We start from the raw sequence: 18340 nt of genomic DNA, 5'->3' as shown, positions 1-18340 counted from the left end.
AAGTCACAATCCAGTCTTGTATGTTGCCAGTCTGAGGCTTGTCGCTTGAGTGGCGGGTTATAGCAGCAACGCGCTGATGCGCTCCGCTTCAGCCAAACTTTTCAGCCCCAATCCACCGACTAAAGCATGACCATCAATTTGGATGAAGGCTTTGTTTTGACCCGCAGGTGTGGCGGCGAGCATCGGTAACTTTTTTAATATCTCATCCGCACCGCCCAAGCTTTGGTAGCTGCGGCCACTGACGAGGATAATGTCGGGTTGCATCTCGACCATCGCCTCACTCGACAGCGGTTTGTAGGAAGAAAGTGTCGAAGCTGCAGGGTTAATGCCGCCCGCAAGTTCAATAATCGCGTTAGGCGTGGTGTCGGCACCGGCGACGTTGGCGGGGCGACCTTCATGTATCAACAAAAACAGCACTTTTTTCGGCGTCGCGATCTGCTGACGGCGCTGCTCTAAATTGGCCAGTTGACGCTCGACATTCTGCTTGAGTTGCGCAGCATGCTCGCTAGAATCCGTCAGCGCGGCAATCTCATCAATGCGCTCAAGTAGACCTTCGGCAGTCGGTTTGGTGTTGACAATATCCACCGCGACGCCCGCTGATTTAAGCTGAGCGAGCGCAGAAGCGGGGCCCATTTCATCGGAGCCAATGAGTCGATTCGGGCCTAAAGCCAATAGCCCCTCTGATGACAGTTGGCGATGATAGCCAATTTTGGGTAGTGTGAGTCCCTCTGGCAGCTCACTGGTGACATCCACCGCAACGAGACTTTGCTGCTGGTCTAGCGCAATCAATAGCTCAGTAACGGCGCTGCCGGCGCTTATGATGCGCTCACTTGCCATCGCATGGTGAGAGAAGGCGGTGAGCGAGAGCGCACACAGTGACACCGCCGCAGTGAGGCGGCCGATCGTGCGTCCCCATCTTGCTTTTGAGAAAGTTCGTGTAGCACGCGCTGTCTGGCTAGGGTGCTGAGATAGTGTGGTACGTTGAGTCATAAACAAGGTTTGCCTTAAATTAATTGGGCTGCTCAGTCAGCAGCTGCGTGGCTTGAATGCCGTTTTCTTGTAAGTAGGCCAGCAGTTTGACCAAATGCTGAACGTCGGCGGTTTTCTCTGCGCCGATAACGATCGGTTGCGGGTTCGATTGGTGTTGCTCGAGCAAAGCGAGCGTAAAGTTGTGCCAATCGAGATAGGTTTGGCCGTCTATCGCCCAATGCGGCGCCGCATCGAGAATGTTGATGGTCAGAGAGCGCTTATCCACCGTAGACACCTGATTCGAGTCTGTGGTGGGCAGATCCACTTCCAATGAATCAAGTTTTACCGCCGCGGTCAGCATCAAAAACACCATCACGATGAAGATGATGTCGAGCAGTGGTGTGAGATCCGGTGTCAGCCCAAATCGTGATTCATTTTGGGGTAACTTGATCATGCGTTCACTCGCTTTTCTCGGATGGGGTGAACATGCTCATCAGAGTTTTTGGTCACGGTCATCGGTGGTGTATTGGCTTGCACGCTGACCCCTTCCAACCATAAATTGACGTAATTTAATGTGTGCTCGAGCTTGGCGGTAACGCGGTCGGCCCACAATCCCAGCAACTGCGCGCCAGCGATGGCGGGCAGCGCGATCAAAAGCCCTGCAGCGGTGGTACGCATGGCGAGGCCAAGGCCGTCAGCCAGATCATTGGGCGTGATGTTACCCGAAGAGGCCGCGACGCCTTTAAACATCTCAATCAGCCCAAGCACGGTGCCGAGCAATCCGATCAACGGGCTGATGACGCCAATCAAGGTCAATAGGCGCAACCCAGAATTGAGCTGGTGGCGTTTTTCTTGTAACCACATCCCGGCCACATCTTCTCGAAGTGACTTAGCAAAGGAGTGATGGGCTAACACCATGGCCACACCCTTAAAAAGCAGCGGACGACGTGGTGACCAACGTTTCGCAAGTTGCTCAATGGCTTGATTGTCCGTCGGGCTCAGTTGGTTGAGTTCTCTTGATACGGCGCGCTTGCCAACACCGGTGCTAACCAGAACTTGGAACAAGCGTTCGAGGATGATCATGACCGTCAGTGCAGAGCAGAAAATCAAGGGCCAAGCCATAAGGCCCAGTTGTTGCTGTATTTGTTCAATGTGTTCCATTATCGATCCAACTTAAAACGAACGGGAATATGCACGCGGTGGGCCATGGAGTGCCCATTCACAGTGTGAGGAGAAAACTGCCACTGCTTAATCGCATCCAACGCGGATTTATCGAGCAAGGTGGCTCCGGATGAGCTGATAAGCACCTGTTTGACTTGATTTCCTTCATCGTCGAGCCAAATTTCATACAAAGCGACGCCTTCCAAGCCCCGTTTTCTCGCCAGTCTTGGGTAGTGAGGCGCGGTTGGGCGACTCAAGAAAGAGGGCTTCTCGACCAAGATGGGCTGCGCGCTGGCGCCTTGATTGGCTTTTTGTGGGACCTTTGCGGTGTCCGTTGGGGCAGGCTCAGCCGGTGTTGCTTCTGTTGGCTTGGCGTTGGCAGGCGCTGCCTGAGTATTGGCCACCTTGGCAGTTTCTTTCGGCTTAGGCGCCGCCTTTTTTGGGGGCGTTTTCGCCACGACTGGTTTCGTCGTTTCTTGTTTGGCGACCACCTTTTTGATTGGGTCTTTGCTGACCGGCTTTTTCACTATTGTTTTTTCTGGTCTAACCGCAGCTTTGTCTGGCCTCACTACAGCTGTGTCCGGTTTCACAATAGCTGTGTCTGTCTTCACCGCAGGTTTATCTGGCGTGGACATCGGTGTCGGGATCGGCTCGGCAATAGCTGCCGCTTCGATCGGTGCAGGTTCCGGTTTCACGGGCAGGTCGGCCTCTGGCGAGACACTAGGCGCTGGAACTGCCGCTGCTTTAAAGTTAATTGAGACACTTTGAGACTGCGTTCCCGCGGGCATCGCAAATACTTTCGCTTCATGAGCGACGAGTAATATGGCCCCGTGAACCGCTAGTGAGAGCGTTCCTGCGATAGTGTAGCGTTTGACATTCACGGTGAATTCTCTTGTCCGACATCAACAAATTGCCAAGATTATTACTTACAATGCAAATAAGATCAATTATCAATTGCATTATCATTAACGCGGAATTATGATCTTGTCCAGTTTTTAAGATTTTGGCGCGAAGCAAGAGCTGACAAGCGCTAAGCGAGTAAATAGCATGTTGGATATCCATCAATTTGATGAATCAGTGCTCGGTAAAGAAACCTCTGATCCGTTGCATTTTGCCTTCGCGGATAAAACCTCAAGACTTGGCACAAGCGGCGATCAAGGTTCTACAATTTTATTATCAACCCGCCTCAATGAGCCCTCATCATGTCGGTTCAATCGCTTAGAAATGGAACGTTTATGGATTCAGTAATGACAAAGACCCAACAGCCAGACACGCTTGCTCAGCAAGTCGCAGCGCTATTAGACAGCGACCCAGCATTATTGCCTGCTGCCATCGCAGAGCAGTTAGGAGTCAGTGAGTATGACGTGGTGGCCGCTTTGCCGACGGAGATGGTGACCTTGATCTCGGGCGACCATGCGCAAGCTATGCTGGAAGCGTTGGTTGACTTTGGGCCAGTGACGACAATAGTCCACTCATTTGGCTCTATTTTTGAAGTCAAAGCGCCGTTTCCAAAAGGGAAAGTGGCCCGCGGCTACTACAACCTAATGGGACGCGAAGGTCAGATGCATGGGCATCTCAAACTCGACAACGTACGTGCGATTGCCTTAGTCAGTAAGCCTTTTATGGGACGTGAGAGCCACTATTTTGGTTTCTTTAGTCAAGAGGGCAACAACATCTTCAAGATCTACTTGGGGCGCAATGAAAAACGTGAACTCATTGCGAGTCAGGTTGAACAGTTTCACCAGTGGCATGCGCATTATAAAGGTTTATCAAAGTAACCGCGCACCGCCAGGACTTAACAACAATCATAAAATTGAGAAAGACAATCAGGAGCTCAACATGGAACAACAGGTCAAGCAGGAACGCTTGCAAGGTCGCTTAGGTCCAGAAATCAAAGAATTTCGTCAAGCGCGTAAGACATTGCAGTTGGCGACAGTCGACGAACATGGCAAACCCAATGTCAGTTACGCGCCGTTTGTACAAAATCAAGAGGGATACTTTGTGCTGATTTCTGAGATTGCCCGTCACGCGCGCAATTTGCAGGCGAACCCGACGGTGTCCATCATGTTGATTGAAGATGAAGACAGCTCCAAGCAACTCTTTGCTCGCAAGCGCTTAACCTTTGATGCCACTGCACACGTTGTGGAGCGAGAAAGCGAGCAATGGCGACAAGTGATCGCGCAGATGCAAGAGCGCTTTGGTGAGATCATTGATGGCTTGAGTCAGTTGCAAGACTTTGTGCTGTTTAATCTCAAAGCAGAGCAGGGCTTGTTCGTTAAGGGATTTGGTCAGGCGTATCAAGTATCTGGTGACGATCTGGTGGATTTTGTCCACCTGCAAGAAGGGCATCGCAAAGCCTCTAACGCGTAATATAGTCAGGTGCTTAAAGTCATCATCTGCTTAAAGCCATTATCCGCTTAAAGAAAGCTGCTGCCTAAATCAATCAGCGAAAAAGACAAAAGGGAGCCTGTGAGGGTAATCACAGGCTCCCTTTTACTTGTCTAACAAGACTCAGTGAGAGGATTGAGCGATGAGGCTTGCCAAATCCTCAATACCTTGCTGCCAATCCGCGGTGGTGGTTAAGTTGGCGCAGCTAAAGCGCATCGAGTGTTGGAATTGCGTGCCGGTGGCAAAGAGTGAGCCGGGGAGAAGGCTTATTCCACGTGGCTTCGCGTGTTGATAGATGGTTTGACTGTCGCAGTGGTCGGGCAAGGTTAGCCAGACTAAAAAAGAGCCTTGCGGTTGGTGTAGTGAATAGCGACCTGAAAGGGTGGGATAGCGCTGCAAGGCGAGATCCAACTGGGTGATAAACAGTTTAGTGTTGTGCTGATAGAGCCGGCGCATTTTCTGCACGTGCGAGCGGTATTTACCGGTGGTGAGAAACTCTGCCACGGCAGACTGCATCAGGTTAAGGCTGCCCATGTTATCGCTCATCAGGTAACGCTCAATCTGCGCTTGGTATTGACCCGCCATAATCCAGCCGATCCGCAACCGCGAATCGAGCATCTTCGAGAGCGAATTGACATAGATGACCCGGTTGTCCTTATCGAGTGTTTTCAGTGGCGTGATGCTTTGGTCGTAGGCCAATGCGCCAAACACATCATCTTCAATGATGGGCACCGCGCCTGACACCTCTAGTAATCGAATACGGGCCGCGAGTGGCATGCAGGCTCCCGTTGGGTTGGTAAAGTTGGGAGTGACTAAAATCGCCTTAATATCCCAGCGGTCAAGTGCTTGTTCAAGTGCGTTCGGATCTAAGCCATCTCGAGGACAACTCGGCACTTCTACCACTTTAAGGCCCAGCGATTCCATCAGTAGCAGATTGCCAAAGTAACAAGGCGATTCGACCGCGACGATGTCGCCTGGCTGTGTCAGTGCACGCAGGGCGAGGCTGATCGCTTGTTGGGCACCATGGGTGACAGACAAAGACTCACCGCGTGCATCCACCCCCAAATCATGACTTATTTTCGCCAGCTGCCGGATCAGCAAATCGTTCCCCGGTGGCAGTTGGTAATGGCTAGGAATGTGTGCTTGGCGTCGGCTGTGGCGGCCAATTTCGGCGTACAGGCTTTTGATCGCCGGTGTGTCGATAAAAGGGTGTGCAGACCCGGTTACGAGCCGTTCTTGGCTTGGGGTGTAGGTGAGAATCTCTTTGCAAGCGCTCAGTAAATCGACTTGCATGGGCCTTTGAGTGGGGGCCGGTGGTGTCGTTTTGGCGCTGACTCGGTAGCCCGATCTCTGCTGCGTATAAATCACGCCTTGCGCCTCGAGTTCTTGATAGGCACGAATGACGGTGTTTTTGCCCACGTCTAACTCCGTGCATAAAGTGCGGATAGAGGGCAATTTGTCATCACTGGCATATCGACCCTCCTCGATACCTTGGCGAATGAGCTGCTCTACTTGGCGATACTTGCTGCGACTGTCCATCTTTCTGTACCCATAAAACTAACCTGATCTGTGCCTTTAAAATCAACCTGTACCCACTACAGTAACGTTAAAACAGAATAAAAAGCGAGGAGAATGTGTATGTGGGCGCGATTGATCCCTTTTGTGTTTGTGGTGCTTTGGGCATCGGGGTTTGTTGGAGCAAGGTTTGGTCTTCAGTACGCCGAGCCAGCGACCTTGTTGTCACTGCGAATGATCGCCAACGTCGCGTTATTCCTGCTGTTGATTGTGCTACTTCGTCGTCGCTTGCCGAGAGGTAAAGCGTTACTTCATAGTGGCGTGGTAGGGCTGTTCATTCACGGCTTTTATCTCGGCGGTACGTACTTTGCGATCCATCTTGGTATGCCTGCGGGTCTTAGCTCTCTGTTGGTTGGTCTGCAACCCATTCTTACTGCGTTTTTGTTGGTGGTCTTTACTCAGCACTCGTTTAAACCCTCGCAGTGGTTAGGGCTGGTGATTGGGTTTGCGGGTATTAGCCTTGTGCTTATGGGTAAAATGGACTGGCAATCCGAGCAACACAAAACCTTAGCGGTTGCCGTCTGTTTGGTGTCGCTCATCGGCATTACATTGGGCACCCTGTACCAAAAGCGTTTTTGCCAAGGCGTGGATATGGTTGGAGGGGCCACCGTGCAGTATTTTGCCGCGGGACTGCTGTTTGTACCCGTCGCGCTGACCTTTGAAACCAATGTGATTGTTTGGTCTCCTGCCTTTATCATGACCTTGGTATGGATGGTGGTCGTGCTCTCTTGCATTGCGATTCTCTTGCTACTCTATATGGTGGAAAATGGCGTGGCGTCGAGTGTGGCGTCGGTGTTTTACCTGGTTCCGCCCGTCACCGCCTTCCAAGCGTGGTTGATGTTTGGTGAATCGTTCGATGCGATGGGCGTGATGGGCTTTGTTTTAGCCGCTTTGGCGGTATTCTTGGTCACCAAAGCACCAACTGTGCCGCGAATCAGAAAGTGGGCACGCGTCTAAAAACATCGCTAATTTGCAGCGCGGCATTGAACGGCTTAAATCGATGCCAGGTGAGCAAGGACAAAGCCGTTATCAAGAGATTTTAGCCAAATACGAGTGACGGACTGTGATGATAGCGGCCTCTAACGTCAGACTGATATCGTCAAGGCGGTGTAATCTCAGCGCCGTCTAGACGGTGTGCTTTTTCACGAAGTAGGGGTTAGCAAATTTCTTCGCTTGGCCGAGCTCTGACACCACCAATTTGTTCCACAGGGTTACGTCAAACTTCTCTTTTGGTATCGAGGGATAGAGTGTCTCTAGCTCTTCTAATGCGAAGCGCAAGAACTGTTTTTTCTTAATTTGATTGTATTTTTTCGCCACACGATTGTGCTTGGCGATGAACTCTTGTTTGAACGCGACCAGGGCTGGCGTCGCTTGCTCAAGCGGCACTCGAGAGAGGTAAATGCGTTTATACGACACCTTACGGTCCATCATGGTACGCATCGCGGTTTGAATATACTTACCATGCTCGGTGATGGAGATGTCCTGATTATCAAACAGGTTGACGCACCACCCCGCCGGGAAAAAATCAGGTTTACGGTACTGTTTATTACGCGCTTCAATAGCACGGTGAAGCACAATGTCTGATGTTCCGTTGAAGGTCTGCTGCCATTTGCCAATGCGAATTTGAATCGCCGTGGGTAAGCGATAAATATTGGTAAACTTATCTTGATCCATAAACAATCACACTTTTCTACAGTCAGCCACCTGGGCTGCAACATGCATGGTTTTTGGTTATTACGTCGCTCATTATCACCCAAGCCAACGCGACGTTAAGCGGCGCTTAATGGGTATATTAACGCGATAATGAAAGAAATTTGTTTGATCGGTCGCATTTTAGTGAAAACAGTGCCGAGGTGCTAGTCGTTTTATTGATACGACCAATAATAGCGAATAAAGCGGCTTAGGTGGACGTTGGGTAGGGGGAGGGCATAATTGGGTGATGGGTGGTGGGGCAGCGCGTGTGACGGGGCGTCAAACGCGCTGCATCTATCGATAAGATTAATCGTAGATGGTCGGGATAGGCTGACGTTTGTGCTGCGTGATGGTGTAGATGTGCACAAGACGCTGCGAGACTTCCTCTGATACCGGTTTCCCTTCTAGGAAATCATCGATCTGATCATAGGTGAGGTTCAACGCGTCTTCATCGGCTTTTTGTGGTGCCAGTTCTTCAAGATCCGCGGTTGGCGTCTTTTTCACTAATAGCTCTGGGGCGCCGAGGTGAGCTGCCACTTCACGAACTTGACGTTTGCTCAAACCAAATAGCGGTGCAAGGTCACAGGCGCCGTCGCCAAACTTGGTGTAAAAGCCAGTGATGTTTTCCGCTGAGTGATCGGTGCCGAGTACGAGCCCGCCCACATAGCCTGCGATCTCGTACTGCGCAACCATGCGCGCGCGCGCTTTCACGTTGCCTTTAACAAAATCCAATTTTGGTGCGTCAGTCGGTAGCAAGTCGGTGCCTTCAAGGGCGGTTTGTGTGGCGGCGTGAATACCATCCACACCCGCTTTAATATTGACGGAGACAGAATGTGTCGGCTCAATAAATTTCAATGCAATTTGGGCTTCATCTTCGTCTTTCTGTTCACCATAGGGCAATCGGACGGCAATGAACTGGTAACCGCCATCGGTTTCCTCATTGAGTTGGTTGACGGCTAGCTGAGCCAAGCGGCCACAAGTGGTGGAGTCCACCCCTCCACTGATCCCCAGTACCAAAGACTTGCAGCCTGCTTCTCGCAGTTTGCGTTTAATAAAATCGACTCGACGTGTCACTTCAAATTCAGGGTCAATTGAAGGTAAGACACGCATCTCATCGCGAATCAACTGTTCCATTGTGTTTCCTTCCTGCAAGAAATGTATTTTCAAATTTGCGGATATTCTTGATACCCTTAAAGCGTCTAGCCGATATCATACCAATTTGAACAGATTAGAAAACTGCTACGACCGTTTAGCAGCAGAAAGGAAGAAAATGAGCCATATTGCGGTGTTTGGAAGCGCGTTTAATCCACCCAGTTTAGGGCATAAAAGCGTCATAGAGTCGTTGACTCATTTTGATAAGGTGCTGCTCGTGCCAAGTATTGCCCATGCATGGGGCAAAGTGATGCTCGATTATGCGCTGCGTTGTGAACTGGTGGATGCGTTTATTGATGATCTCTCGCTGCCTAATGTCGAGCGATCGCCAATCGAAGAAAGTTTGCTTAGCCAAGATGGTGGCGTTACGACGTTTGCTGTCCTGCAAGCGTTAGAGGCGCAATACTCTAATGCCCATTTAACTTTTGTGATGGGGCCAGACAACTTATTAAACTTTGCCAAGTTTTATAACGCCGAGGAGATCCTAACTCGTTGGTCTGTATTGAGTTGTCCAGAAAAGGTGGCGATTCGCAGTACGGACATAAGAAATGCCCTACAGGACAAGTCGCCTATTTCCCACCTGACAACAGAAAAAGTGAATCGCATATTGAGTAAAAAAGCGTATTATTGAGGGTGTATTTAGTGGTTACATAAGAGATATGAATGCGTTTTTCTCAATATATAGGGTTTTGTTTTGGTGCAATGGCATTCGCATCACAAGCATGCGATTTATACGATTATTCGTATGAAGAGAAAAACAAGCCGTCCAACTCTCTGATGTTTCACTCAGCCCAAGGCCTCTGCTTTTCGATGCTAGATGGCATCGAGTACACGGTTAAAGCGCTCGACGATCTTGAGTTCTATCTCGATGATGACAGTCGAGACTACGCCTCTTACTGGGATGATTGGGTATTGAAAAGTGCCAGCAACCCAATTTTGTCCCGCCACTTATCGTCCAACTATTTTGGTATCGGCGTGTGGATGCCTTCTGAGCTCGAAGAGAAGATGGCCACGATGAGCATGGATGAGTGGTTACGCAATCATGGTTTGCAGTTCAGTGTCGGTTTTGGTGACAAAAAAGCCGGCGAGCCAAGAATGAGGCTCGACTACCGCTGGCATGATGACTACGAAGGCGATGTGATGATGACCATCGAAGTCCCTTTGTAATCTCGCCAATGATTGTGCGCCGTACCTTTGTTCAATCCCACTTCTGATTGTGTTTAGCCAAGCGATCGCCGCGACTGTGTTTGATCTTCAGCGGACTCTAGCGCTTTAACTATGGACAGGTTGCTCAATTGCTCAACTTCGCAGTGCGGGTGAGAACATCGTCTACAGAGGGACGCGCTCTTCAGAGAGTCTGGCCTTTAAATAATCGAGAAACAGTTGGGTTCGAGTGTGCTGATAATCAAGTTTTGGGTAGTACGCATACACCGTCGCTTCGTCGGCAGTGATGTCGGGCATGATCCGTTTTAACGCACCGGACTTGAGATCCTCTTTAATCATCACATCGTAAGTGAGCAAAATGCCCATGCCACTTTTGGCCGCATAAAACAGCGCCTCTGGATTGGTGGTGGCGAAATTTCCGGATAAACTCAAGCGCTGTCCTTGACTGAGTCTCACTTCACGCTGTGGGCGTTCTCCCCACATCAGAACATTATGATTGAGCAGATCATCCGCTGAGCTAGGTTCCCCATACTGCGCGATGTAGGACGGTGACGCATAGAAGGCGCCTTTGTGTTCAAACAAGGCGGAGGCTTTGAAACTTAGTGAGTTAAGCTGCTCGATTTCTCGGCTAATAAAAAGATCCAAACTCAATTCTGGCAGTTGGCCGGGGGTCGTCGTCAGCAACTGAATACGAATATCGGGATACATCTGCAAAAAATCATTGAGGTATTGGACAAGAAATTTCGACCCTATCGCCAAGGTCGCGCCAATTTTGAGTAGCCCAGCTGGGCTTTGATTGACCGAGCGCGTTTCATCGACGATCGATTGCCACTCATCCAATTGGACTTTAGCCCGCTGATAAAAAAGCGCGCCCGCTTCGGTTTGGGTGACTGAGCGCGTGGTGCGCTTTAACAGCTGGACACCGAGGCGCTCTTCAAGCCAGTGAATGCGCTTGCTGACCGCGGAGTTGGTGGTGTTGAGTTTACGCGCAGCGGCGCTAAAACTGCCTTCGTCTACGACACGAAGGTAACTGTGTACACTTTGAATCCAATCCATACTGGCTCATTGTTTCGCTTTAGGAAGTAATGAGACCACATCTTAATAGATTACGACGAAAACGCACGGGGTTTCGTCTGGAGTACCACTCAGTAGAGGATGTAGGTACAATGGCGCGGTTTGAATGCGATGAGAGATCGACAATGGAATACCAAGAGTTTGAAAGTTTAGTGAAAGCACTGTGCGAACAAGGCAGTCTGCCACAAGCATTAGAGATGCTGAAAGCCAGTAGCGATGAAGAAGTGGCGCAGGCGGCCGAGGCACTGACGGGTCAGTTTGCTCTAGCGGAAGTCGATGGGGAATCGCGTATTTACCATGTGACTCTGCAAGAAAACGAGCAAGGCGAAGAGCAGGAATTCATTGAGCACGTGATGAACGAAGGGGATGAGGTGATTCGCTTTGTGGCTTGGTTCTTCGATACGCAGTTTGACGTTAAGCGTAAAGATACCTACCAAATGGCGGGTAAAACCTACCAACAACCCAAGCGCAGTTAACGACACGCAGCCATGAAGGTGACCGTTTGAGAGCAGCGTTATTTGCACCCAAATGATCTATCGCGCACTAAAATGAAACAAGTGTGCAATTAAATAAAATAAATGTGACATATCTCTTGCTTTTGTTGTTTTTGTGATTAAAGTCACACTCATATTCTTTGAGGAGAAAATCATGAACAACGATCTAGCAGGTGCATACCTAGGCCAAATGATTGCAAAGCACGCCATGAACGAAATGTTTTACGGCAAGCCAAAAGCGAAAAAAGCGTCTTTCTTTAAGCGTGTACTGAACAAAATCGCTAAGTAATCTGGCACTGGTGAATCTAACGCCAAACGAACGAATAGATAATATTAAGCCCCATTTTCGATGGGGCTTAATTGTTTGTTCAAAACGTCAACCTGATAGCCAGTGCTAGCCGTTAGAGGACTGATTTTGCATAATGACGACATTGTCAGGCACCTTGCCTAATCCTTTGTTGACAAGCCACGCCTCTAAGTTGTCTGCCCCGCCAATGTAGTGACCATCCAGCCATATTTGTGGCACGGTAACGGGCGTTTTTTCACCGATGATCGCTTTTACTTCCGGGATCATTCGATACAAAGCCGCACTCTCTTTGACCACGTCGTGATAACGATATTCGATGCCAGCCTCATCGAGCAATGCCTTCGCTTTTACACAATAAGGGCATGTTGCTTTACCAAAGACGATATTACCGCTCAGTGTATCGTGCTCGGTCCATGCTTTTATGATCGACTGCACCAATACACCGCGGTTGAGGGCTTCCCCTTGACTGATCACTTTACCCTCGACCATCACAATTGGCGCATGCCACGCTCCGGCTTTGAGCGGCTCCCACCAATGAGAGAGCCAATCTTTCACCTCAAGTTCGACCGGCACATCGGCCAGTTCGTTGGCGAAGGTATCAGTGAGAATGTCTTTGGTCAGCGTGCACTCACCACAGGGAATGTTCACTTTGAATGGTCCCCAACTGCCCGCCCAGCGATAGAGGGTTACTTTGATTGGCGCTGCCATATGTCTCTCCTAGGTACGTCGTTTTTGTCTGCTTTGTATTAAGAACGGCGAAAGCCACCTTTCATTTCAACTTATTTTATTTGGCCGATTCAATCGAGCGTAACGTACGCTGATACAGTACCCAAGCGCAGGCACCCGCGAGGAGATTACCGATGCTCGCTCCCCAAAAGAGCCCTTGAATCCCGCCGAGATAAGCGCCGACCCACAAACAGGGTAGGAAGAAGGCAAACAGTCGCAAGGCAGATATGGTTAACGCTGTGTAGGCTTTACCCAGAGCGTTGGAAATAGAGACCATCAACATGCACACCCCCAGCGGACCTAAGCTAAATGGTACTAGCACCAAGTGCATCGAGAGGATCGATTCGACTTGATTTTCCCCCGTCATGAGATCGGCTAACAGACCCGAGCTAAGACCGGTCACCAGTGCAATCGCGAGCTGGAACAGCAAAATAAACTTAACCGCAATCGTGACGAGTTGGCGGATATCCTTAATATTGCCGGCGCCGAGTAAGCGACCGACCATCGGGGGCATAGACATCGTCAATGCCAGCACTGAGACGATGGCAAAAAATTCATAGCGCGACCCCAATGCCCATGCGGCCACGGCAGCGGTGCCGTAACCGGCAACAAGCTTGGTCGCAAGCATTGAAGATAGGGGCGGAAGGAGCTGACTGACCATCGCTGGGCCCATAATATTGCCAATAGAACGCACGCTGCTGAGCACGTTCAAGTCACTCCAATCAAAGCTCATCCACTCTTTACGCAGCACTTTAGGGGCGACGACCAGAATACCGCAGCCAAAAGCAACAATGGTGGCTATTGCGGCGCCGTTTATCCCAAGGTCGAGAGTAAAAATAAACACAGGATCAAGCGCTAAGTTTATTGCGCTGGTGACCATCATCATGGTGCCGGGTAGCAGAGTATTGCCGTTGGCGCGGCATATGCTGTAGAGAAAGTACAATACCGCGCCGACCCATGCGCTCGCCGCCCAAACGATCCAGTAGGTATCGATGATCGGTAAGACAGAGTCTGGTGCACTGAGTAGGCTCAGTATTGGCTTGCGCAGTAGATAAAGCACAACGGCGAAGGCCGCAACCCCTACGCTACCAATGGTAAGGACTAGCCCACCCAGTTGTTTGGCGTAGCGAGTGTCGTTGGCGCCCAGTGCTTTGGCGATGACTGCTGTCGTGGCGATACCTAAGCCAACTTGAATGCCAATAATGATCATTTGGATAGGCAAGGTAAATCCTTGCACCGCGAGTGGAAGCACACCGAGTTGGCCGATGAATGCACTGTCCACTAATTGAAAACTCATTAGCGAAAGGACGCCAAACAGCATAGGCCAAGTCATGGTGAACAGTTGCTGGCCTAATGAGGCTGTCTGTGAGCTTGTCTGTGAGCTTGTCTGTGTGTTAGTAGCGCTGTTGGATTTTCTCTTCATGGTCACTTCATTGCTGGTAAAACATGGCGACCGAGCTAGGCTCGATCTTGGGGATCGTTGTCATCAAGTTTGTCCGCGTATCCTTTGGGGGGTGGTGTCCAACCTCGTTCTCCGGGTTCATGTTGATCCTGTCTATCGGTGGACATCGACAATTTGATTTGCTGTTCTAACTCGATAAAGAGCTTGCGATAGTTGTTGTCAAAACGTTCGCCGTGGGAATCATCCTCCCAAGCGCGATAGAGCATATCCGATTTGCGCTCTTCCACTTCTTTGTAGGCGGTTTTATGTTGCTCGACATAAAACGGATGAAAGTCTAGGGCCCTCATAGCTTGCGCGCCCATCTCTAGGGCGGAGTGGTACGTCTCTAGCTCAATGACATCAGCCCCCGCCTGACGAAGACGATAGCCGTGTCCTCTATCGAACGCACGGGCAAGAATTTTGACATGAGGGTAGGTGTGTTTCACGTACTTAGTCAGCTCTACGCTGCTTTCGCGATTATCCATGGCGAGTATGATCATCGCCGCCTCTTCAATGCCTGCGGTATGGAGTAAATCAGGACGAGTCGCATCACCAAAGTAGGCTTTGGTCTCAATTTGCCTCATCATATCCACCTGATCCGCTTGGTGATCCAGTACAACGGTGTGTACGCCGTTAGCGACCAGTAGGCGATTAACCACTTGGCCAAATCGACCAATCCCAGCGATGATCACTGAGCCTTTTTCATCAATCACATCGGCGTCCTGATCGTTGGCCTTCGTCTGAAAACGCGGCAAGATAAACTTATCGTAAAAGATGAATAAGCCAGGGGTGAGGAACATCGATAGCGCGACGACTAAAGAGAGCCTCTGAGCGATATCAAACGGTAATACGTGATTTTGCATACTGAAACTGAGCAGCACAAAGCCAAATTCCCCTGCCTGCGCCAAGCTGAGCGTGAATAGCCAACGGTTGTTGTTTTTAATTCGGAAAGCCCAAGCAAGAAGATAAAGGATGCCACCTTTCAGTGCCATCACGCCCAGTGTTAGACCAATAATCAGGAAGAAATCGTTAAAGAGAATTGAGAAGTCGATGCCAGCGCCGACCGTGATAAAAAAGAGCCCCAGTAACAAGCCCTTAAAGGGGTCAATGTTGGATTCGAGCTCATGACGAAACTCACTGTTTGCCAGAACAACCCCCGCCAAAAAGGTGCCCAGTGCGGGGGACAGGCCAACTAAGCTCATCAACGCGGCGATACCCACAACCAGCATCAGAGCAGTTGCGGTGAATATTTCACGCAGGCCGGAGCTGGCTACAAAGCGAAGCAGTGGCCGACTCAGGTAGTGCCCACCAATGACCAGCCCTGCAATTGAGGCGACAATCACCATCGCATACGCCCAGCCTGGCAGATGCGCGACCAAGCTGAGCTCTTCATGATGCTCGGCGGCATTAGCTGCCAGGTTTTGTGCTTGCTCGACCAACTCAGGTAACGCTAACAGCGGGATAAAGGCCAGCATAGGGATGACGGCGATATCTTGAAAGAGCAACACAGAGAAGGCGTTTTGCCCACCCTCTGTTTTGGATAGCCCTTTTTCGTTAAAGGTTTGCAGGACAATCGCTGTCGAAGAGAGGGCAAAAATCAGCCCTATCGCTAACGCTATCGTCCATGTGATCCCAAACCACATCGCGATGTACATGGTGGCCAGTGTCGTGAGCGTGACTTGCAATCCGCCCAGCCCTAATAGACGATTTCGCATTGACCAGAGCATTTTAGGTTCAAGCTCTAAGCCGACTAAAAACAGCATCATCACCACACCAAACTCAGCGAAATGCTGGATTGTAGTGGTCTCTTCACCGACCAAACCGATAATGGGCCCGATCACCACGCCCGCAATCAAATAGCCCAGCACAGAACCGAGGCCAAATCGCTTGGCTAAGGGCACGGCAATCACAGCCGCGACTAAATAGATAAAGGCTTGGAGAAAATAGAGGGTCATGCATGGCCTCCTTGACTCAGATAGTCATTGAGTGTGGCGGCATCTGCGGCGCTATTGACCTCCACACGGTCTGCGACCAGATCATTCAGGAGTTGGGTCCACTGTGATAAGTGAGCCGCAATCCGACCATCTTCCTTAGCGGTTCGAGCGCCAAAAAGAGCAAACGGTGGTAGGTAGGTCATGCCAGTGAGTGTCGCCATTTGTTCAATGGGATGCAGTAGCGCACGAATGGGGAAGTGATTGTAACCGTCGGTTTGGTAGGCATCTTGTTTACCTCCAGCCGATAAAGCGCAAAAAAACACCTTACCGTGTAGCGCATTGGCATCTTGCCCGTAAGCAAAGCCGTACTCAAGCACCAAGTCCTGCCACTCTTTTAAAATGGCGGGCGTGGAGTACCAATAAAGCGGAAACTGGAAAATCACCACGTCGTGTTCGCGCAAACGTTGCTGCTCTCTGTCTATATTGATGTTGTAGGTTGGGTATTCCCAGTAGAGGTCGACCGCGGTGACACCTTGGCATTGCTTGGCTGCATCAAACAGTCGCTGATTGACTTCTGAACGCGCAGAAGAGGGGTGTGCGTAAAGCACCAACACTTTCTTTTCAGGCATACACAATCTCGTGTTTTTTCAGGTAAGTACCCATTTTTACAATGGTGAGCGTCCATTGTGGCACAGGACCGAAAGGATAACTATGAGTGACCTATAAGTCACAGATATTAGCTTAGTGTATTTGAAGAGAATGTGTTGAAAAGGACGACACAACAATGGGTGTGTCGCCCGAATAGAGGATCAGTGCTGATGCTGAAGTGTCGTGACTGCGACTTCAAATGAACCCTGTTCACAATCGATAAAGAGACTATCGCCGGTGATCATCACCGACAAATCCATCGTGCGAGCGACCACATTGGCAAGCGCTTCGACGGCGTCAGCGTCTAAACGGTAAATCGACGCAGGGTATTGATGGGCCTTGTTTTTACTTTGCTCCCACCATACATCAGATTTGCTATTGAACGAGTAGACGATCACCTGCTGAGCAATTCGCGTCGACTTTTTGATTCGGTCAAGAGAAGGCTCTCCCACATCGACCCAAAGCAGTGTTTGATCGTCGAGTGATTTGACCCAAAGGTCAGGTTCTTCGGTAGTAGAGAGACCTTTAGTAAAGGCTAAATCCGGTTGCCATTGTAGGCAGTACGCTAAGACGCGGGCCATCATACGAGCGGTCGTTTCTGACGGGTGCTGGGCAAGCGTCAGTTGAGTGGCATCGTACAAGTCACGATTGGTATCAGACAAGTTGATGCGAAATTTATAAATAGTGGGTTTGAGTGCCATAATACTTCAATAAAAAAATAGCCAGCGAATGCTGGCTATCATAATTCTTTAGTACTTGAAAATTAAAGTACTTTGATGTTCTCAGCTTGTGGGCCTTTTTGACCTTGAGAAACAACGAACTCAACTTTTTGACCTTCAACTAGAGTACGGAAACCGTCGCCAGTGATTGCAGAGAAGTGAGCGAAAACGTCAGGACCGTTTTCTTGTTGGATGAAACCGAAACCTTTAGTTTCGTTGAACCATTTAACTGTACCAGTAACAGTGTTAGACATAATGTATATCCTTGATAAATCTTATAAAGCCATGACGGCACCTATAGCGTGGAAAAGGAGATTGCTATTGCGCACGACGTTAAGGCAGATATACAAGAAATCTAACGATAACGGCGAAAGTAAACAAGAACCGTTTTCTAGCTGCCTGACAGTCTAATGCTAAGTGCAACTAAGTCAATAAAAATCGGTGTAAATAATTTAGAAAAACAAATGTTTTCATTAGAATTTTGCGCTAGGTTTACTTTCGAAAATATTATCGTAGTTCGTATAACTAGTGTAACATTCGATTGCTTGGTTGAATGTGTGGCTAAGTGACTGGTGAAATCCTGCTATTGAGTGTTTTATCAGTCGAATAAACCGTTTTATAAACCGAACAAATCAAAGAGAAAAAGGAAAAGTGATGGAAAAAAGTAAGGGCGATTTCACGCCTAGTGTGACGTTGGAGCATGATATGGGCAGAGGGGTGGTGAAAGATAACGCCTTAAAAGCACTTGTGACGAGTTCGATGTATCGAACACAAGTAGAGAAAGCGAAGAAAGGCAAAGGCAGTTTCAGTCGTAAAATGAAATACAAAGGCAAAGAGCCCTACTCCATAGCTGCCTAAAGGTGACTATCGAATAGGGTTCTTAATTTCAGAGGCCA

23 protein-coding genes are annotated in these 18340 nt (G+C 49.6%); 9 read left to right on the top strand and 14 right to left on the bottom strand.

Annotated elements, in window-relative coordinates:
* Positions 1-57 precede the first annotated feature (57 nt).
* The 4 genes from AC6R0S_RS03270 to AC6R0S_RS03255 are packed head-to-tail and all read right to left on the bottom strand — an operon-like array spanning position 58 to position 3011.
* Positions 58-990 (bottom strand): heme/hemin ABC transporter substrate-binding protein, encoded by a 933-nt coding sequence (locus AC6R0S_RS03270; protein ID WP_500630876.1) that lies wholly within the window; start codon positions 988-990, stop codon positions 58-60.
* A gap of 19 nt (positions 991-1009) precedes the next feature.
* Positions 1010-1423: an ExbD/TolR family protein gene (locus AC6R0S_RS03265; protein ID WP_334553309.1), complete on the bottom strand. Its 414-nt coding sequence runs from the start codon at positions 1421-1423 to the stop codon at positions 1010-1012.
* On the bottom strand, positions 1420-2130 hold the full coding sequence (locus tag AC6R0S_RS03260; protein WP_500630875.1) for a MotA/TolQ/ExbB proton channel family protein: 711 nt from the start codon (positions 2128-2130) through the stop codon (positions 1420-1422). Before AC6R0S_RS03260 ends, AC6R0S_RS03265 begins: the two co-directional genes overlap by 4 nt.
* Positions 2130-3011 carry an energy transducer TonB gene (locus tag AC6R0S_RS03255; protein WP_500630874.1) on the bottom strand — a complete coding sequence of 294 codons (882 nt, stop codon included), beginning with the start codon at positions 3009-3011 and terminating at the stop codon, positions 2130-2132. The genes AC6R0S_RS03260 and AC6R0S_RS03255 overlap by 1 nt, the downstream gene beginning before the upstream one ends.
* A 166-nt stretch (positions 3012-3177) precedes the next feature.
* Here AC6R0S_RS03255 and AC6R0S_RS03250 point away from each other — a divergent pair, with 166 nt between their 5' ends.
* The 3 genes from AC6R0S_RS03250 to hutZ all read left to right on the top strand — a co-directional run bounded on the left by AC6R0S_RS03250 (position 3178) and on the right by hutZ (position 4500).
* Positions 3178-3378, top strand: a complete 201-nt coding sequence (locus AC6R0S_RS03250; protein WP_500630873.1) for a hypothetical protein — start codon at positions 3178-3180, stop codon at positions 3376-3378.
* Positions 3378-3908: a heme utilization cystosolic carrier protein HutX gene (gene hutX / locus AC6R0S_RS03245; RefSeq protein ID WP_500630872.1), complete on the top strand. Its 531-nt coding sequence runs from the start codon at positions 3378-3380 to the stop codon at positions 3906-3908. The genes AC6R0S_RS03250 and hutX overlap by 1 nt, the downstream gene beginning before the upstream one ends.
* Before the next feature lie 61 nt (positions 3909-3969).
* Positions 3970-4500, top strand: coding sequence for a heme utilization protein HutZ (hutZ, locus tag AC6R0S_RS03240; RefSeq protein WP_487902734.1), 531 nt, complete (start codon positions 3970-3972; stop codon positions 4498-4500).
* 141 nt (positions 4501-4641) lie between these two features.
* Here hutZ and AC6R0S_RS03235 read toward each other — a convergent pair whose 3' ends face one another.
* Positions 4642-6057: an aminotransferase-like domain-containing protein gene (locus AC6R0S_RS03235; RefSeq protein WP_500630871.1), complete on the bottom strand. Its 1416-nt coding sequence runs from the start codon at positions 6055-6057 to the stop codon at positions 4642-4644.
* Positions 6058-6156: 99 nt separating this feature from the next.
* Between AC6R0S_RS03235 and AC6R0S_RS03230 the strand changes: the two genes are divergently transcribed.
* Complete coding sequence (locus tag AC6R0S_RS03230) at positions 6157-7050, top strand: DMT family transporter (protein ID WP_500630870.1); 894 nt, start codon at positions 6157-6159, stop codon at positions 7048-7050.
* Positions 7051-7218: 168 nt separating this feature from the next.
* On the opposite strand, the gene AC6R0S_RS03225 is transcribed toward AC6R0S_RS03230, so the two are convergent.
* Together AC6R0S_RS03225 and nadE are read right to left on the bottom strand one after the other, a co-directional pair.
* Positions 7219-7767, bottom strand: coding sequence for an MSHA operon transcriptional regulator (locus AC6R0S_RS03225; protein WP_500630869.1), 549 nt, complete (start codon positions 7765-7767; stop codon positions 7219-7221).
* A gap of 324 nt (positions 7768-8091) precedes the next feature.
* Complete coding sequence (nadE, locus tag AC6R0S_RS03220; protein WP_500630868.1) at positions 8092-8919, bottom strand: NAD(+) synthase; 828 nt, start codon at positions 8917-8919, stop codon at positions 8092-8094.
* Between the two features lie 136 nt (positions 8920-9055).
* Here nadE and AC6R0S_RS03215 point away from each other — a divergent pair, with 136 nt between their 5' ends.
* Together AC6R0S_RS03215 and AC6R0S_RS03210 are read left to right on the top strand one after the other, a co-directional pair.
* On the top strand, positions 9056-9568 hold the full coding sequence (locus AC6R0S_RS03215) for a nicotinate-nicotinamide nucleotide adenylyltransferase (protein ID WP_500633273.1): 513 nt from the start codon (positions 9056-9058) through the stop codon (positions 9566-9568).
* 32 nt (positions 9569-9600) lie between these two features.
* Positions 9601-10104, top strand: a complete 504-nt coding sequence (locus AC6R0S_RS03210) for a hypothetical protein (protein ID WP_334553329.1) — start codon at positions 9601-9603, stop codon at positions 10102-10104.
* A 162-nt stretch (positions 10105-10266) separates the two neighbouring features.
* Here AC6R0S_RS03210 and AC6R0S_RS03205 read toward each other — a convergent pair whose 3' ends face one another.
* Entirely contained in the window at positions 10267-11157 is an 891-nt protein-coding gene (locus AC6R0S_RS03205; RefSeq protein ID WP_500637198.1) for a LysR family transcriptional regulator, read from the bottom strand.
* A 143-nt stretch (positions 11158-11300) separates the two neighbouring features.
* Here AC6R0S_RS03205 and AC6R0S_RS03200 point away from each other — a divergent pair, with 143 nt between their 5' ends.
* Positions 11301-11651 carry a hypothetical protein gene (locus AC6R0S_RS03200; protein ID WP_500637197.1) on the top strand — a complete coding sequence of 117 codons (351 nt, stop codon included), beginning with the start codon at positions 11301-11303 and terminating at the stop codon, positions 11649-11651.
* Between the two features lie 172 nt (positions 11652-11823).
* Entirely contained in the window at positions 11824-11958 is a 135-nt protein-coding gene (locus AC6R0S_RS03195) for a hypothetical protein (RefSeq protein WP_500625496.1), read from the top strand.
* A gap of 105 nt (positions 11959-12063) precedes the next feature.
* Here AC6R0S_RS03195 and AC6R0S_RS03190 read toward each other — a convergent pair whose 3' ends face one another.
* The 6 genes from AC6R0S_RS03190 to AC6R0S_RS03165 all read right to left on the bottom strand — a co-directional run bounded on the left by AC6R0S_RS03190 (position 12064) and on the right by AC6R0S_RS03165 (position 17698).
* The gene (locus AC6R0S_RS03190) at positions 12064-12684 is read right to left on the bottom strand and encodes a glutaredoxin domain-containing protein (protein WP_500630864.1); all 621 of its coding nucleotides are present in this window, start codon (positions 12682-12684) and stop codon (positions 12064-12066) included.
* A 76-nt stretch (positions 12685-12760) separates the two neighbouring features.
* The gene (locus AC6R0S_RS03185; RefSeq protein ID WP_500637234.1) at positions 12761-14035 is read right to left on the bottom strand and encodes an MATE family efflux transporter; all 1275 of its coding nucleotides are present in this window, start codon (positions 14033-14035) and stop codon (positions 12761-12763) included.
* A 125-nt stretch (positions 14036-14160) separates the two neighbouring features.
* The gene (locus AC6R0S_RS03180; RefSeq protein WP_500629625.1) at positions 14161-16098 is read right to left on the bottom strand and encodes a monovalent cation:proton antiporter-2 (CPA2) family protein; all 1938 of its coding nucleotides are present in this window, start codon (positions 16096-16098) and stop codon (positions 14161-14163) included.
* Entirely contained in the window at positions 16095-16706 is a 612-nt protein-coding gene (locus tag AC6R0S_RS03175; RefSeq protein ID WP_500637196.1) for an NAD(P)H-dependent oxidoreductase, read from the bottom strand. Before AC6R0S_RS03175 ends, AC6R0S_RS03180 begins: the two co-directional genes overlap by 4 nt.
* Positions 16707-16886: 180 nt before the next feature.
* On the bottom strand, positions 16887-17426 hold the full coding sequence (locus AC6R0S_RS03170; protein ID WP_334553343.1) for a YaeQ family protein: 540 nt from the start codon (positions 17424-17426) through the stop codon (positions 16887-16889).
* 62 nt (positions 17427-17488) lie between these two features.
* Positions 17489-17698 (bottom strand): cold-shock protein, encoded by a 210-nt coding sequence (locus AC6R0S_RS03165; RefSeq protein ID WP_038204438.1) that lies wholly within the window; start codon positions 17696-17698, stop codon positions 17489-17491.
* A gap of 400 nt (positions 17699-18098) precedes the next feature.
* On the opposite strand from AC6R0S_RS03165, the gene AC6R0S_RS03160 reads away from it, so the two are divergent.
* Positions 18099-18302: an alternative ribosome-rescue factor A gene (locus tag AC6R0S_RS03160; protein ID WP_500637195.1), complete on the top strand. Its 204-nt coding sequence runs from the start codon at positions 18099-18101 to the stop codon at positions 18300-18302.
* The last annotated feature ends 38 nt before the right edge of the window (positions 18303-18340 follow it).

The sequence above is a fragment of the Vibrio sp. R15-SG3-ISO1B genome (assembly GCF_059833835.1).
Note: the sequence above shows the minus strand (reverse complement) of the source record. Positions and strands in the feature narration are given on the sequence as shown.

Excerpts from the sequence above, each read along its gene's own strand:
- AC6R0S_RS03270 (WP_500630876.1), bottom strand. The coding sequence starts at position 990 with ATGACTCAACGTACCACACTATCTCAGCACCCTAGCCAGACAGCGCGT.
- AC6R0S_RS03265 (WP_334553309.1), bottom strand. The coding sequence starts at position 1,423 with ATGATCAAGTTACCCCAAAATGAATCACGATTTGGGCTGACACCGGAT.
- AC6R0S_RS03260 (WP_500630875.1), bottom strand. The coding sequence starts at position 2,130 with ATGGAACACATTGAACAAATACAGCAACAACTGGGCCTTATGGCTTGG.
- AC6R0S_RS03250 (WP_500630873.1), top strand. The coding sequence starts at position 3,178 with ATGTTGGATATCCATCAATTTGATGAATCAGTGCTCGGTAAAGAAACC.
- hutX (WP_500630872.1), top strand. The coding sequence starts at position 3,378 with ATGACAAAGACCCAACAGCCAGACACGCTTGCTCAGCAAGTCGCAGCG.
- hutZ (WP_487902734.1), top strand. The coding sequence starts at position 3,970 with ATGGAACAACAGGTCAAGCAGGAACGCTTGCAAGGTCGCTTAGGTCCA.
- AC6R0S_RS03235 (WP_500630871.1), bottom strand. The coding sequence starts at position 6,057 with ATGGACAGTCGCAGCAAGTATCGCCAAGTAGAGCAGCTCATTCGCCAA.
- AC6R0S_RS03230 (WP_500630870.1), top strand. The coding sequence starts at position 6,157 with ATGTGGGCGCGATTGATCCCTTTTGTGTTTGTGGTGCTTTGGGCATCG.
- AC6R0S_RS03225 (WP_500630869.1), bottom strand. The coding sequence starts at position 7,767 with ATGGATCAAGATAAGTTTACCAATATTTATCGCTTACCCACGGCGATT.
- nadE (WP_500630868.1), bottom strand. The coding sequence starts at position 8,919 with ATGGAACAGTTGATTCGCGATGAGATGCGTGTCTTACCTTCAATTGAC.
- AC6R0S_RS03215 (WP_500633273.1), top strand. The coding sequence starts at position 9,056 with ATGAGCCATATTGCGGTGTTTGGAAGCGCGTTTAATCCACCCAGTTTA.
- AC6R0S_RS03210 (WP_334553329.1), top strand. The coding sequence starts at position 9,601 with ATGCGTTTTTCTCAATATATAGGGTTTTGTTTTGGTGCAATGGCATTC.
- AC6R0S_RS03205 (WP_500637198.1), bottom strand. The coding sequence starts at position 11,157 with ATGGATTGGATTCAAAGTGTACACAGTTACCTTCGTGTCGTAGACGAA.
- AC6R0S_RS03200 (WP_500637197.1), top strand. The coding sequence starts at position 11,301 with ATGGAATACCAAGAGTTTGAAAGTTTAGTGAAAGCACTGTGCGAACAA.
- AC6R0S_RS03195 (WP_500625496.1), top strand. The coding sequence starts at position 11,824 with ATGAACAACGATCTAGCAGGTGCATACCTAGGCCAAATGATTGCAAAG.
- AC6R0S_RS03190 (WP_500630864.1), bottom strand. The coding sequence starts at position 12,684 with ATGGCAGCGCCAATCAAAGTAACCCTCTATCGCTGGGCGGGCAGTTGG.
- AC6R0S_RS03185 (WP_500637234.1), bottom strand. The coding sequence starts at position 14,035 with ATGACTTGGCCTATGCTGTTTGGCGTCCTTTCGCTAATGAGTTTTCAA.
- AC6R0S_RS03180 (WP_500629625.1), bottom strand. The coding sequence starts at position 16,098 with ATGACCCTCTATTTTCTCCAAGCCTTTATCTATTTAGTCGCGGCTGTG.
- AC6R0S_RS03175 (WP_500637196.1), bottom strand. The coding sequence starts at position 16,706 with ATGCCTGAAAAGAAAGTGTTGGTGCTTTACGCACACCCCTCTTCTGCG.
- AC6R0S_RS03170 (WP_334553343.1), bottom strand. The coding sequence starts at position 17,426 with ATGGCACTCAAACCCACTATTTATAAATTTCGCATCAACTTGTCTGAT.
- AC6R0S_RS03165 (WP_038204438.1), bottom strand. The coding sequence starts at position 17,698 with ATGTCTAACACTGTTACTGGTACAGTTAAATGGTTCAACGAAACTAAA.
- AC6R0S_RS03160 (WP_500637195.1), top strand. The coding sequence starts at position 18,099 with ATGGAAAAAAGTAAGGGCGATTTCACGCCTAGTGTGACGTTGGAGCAT.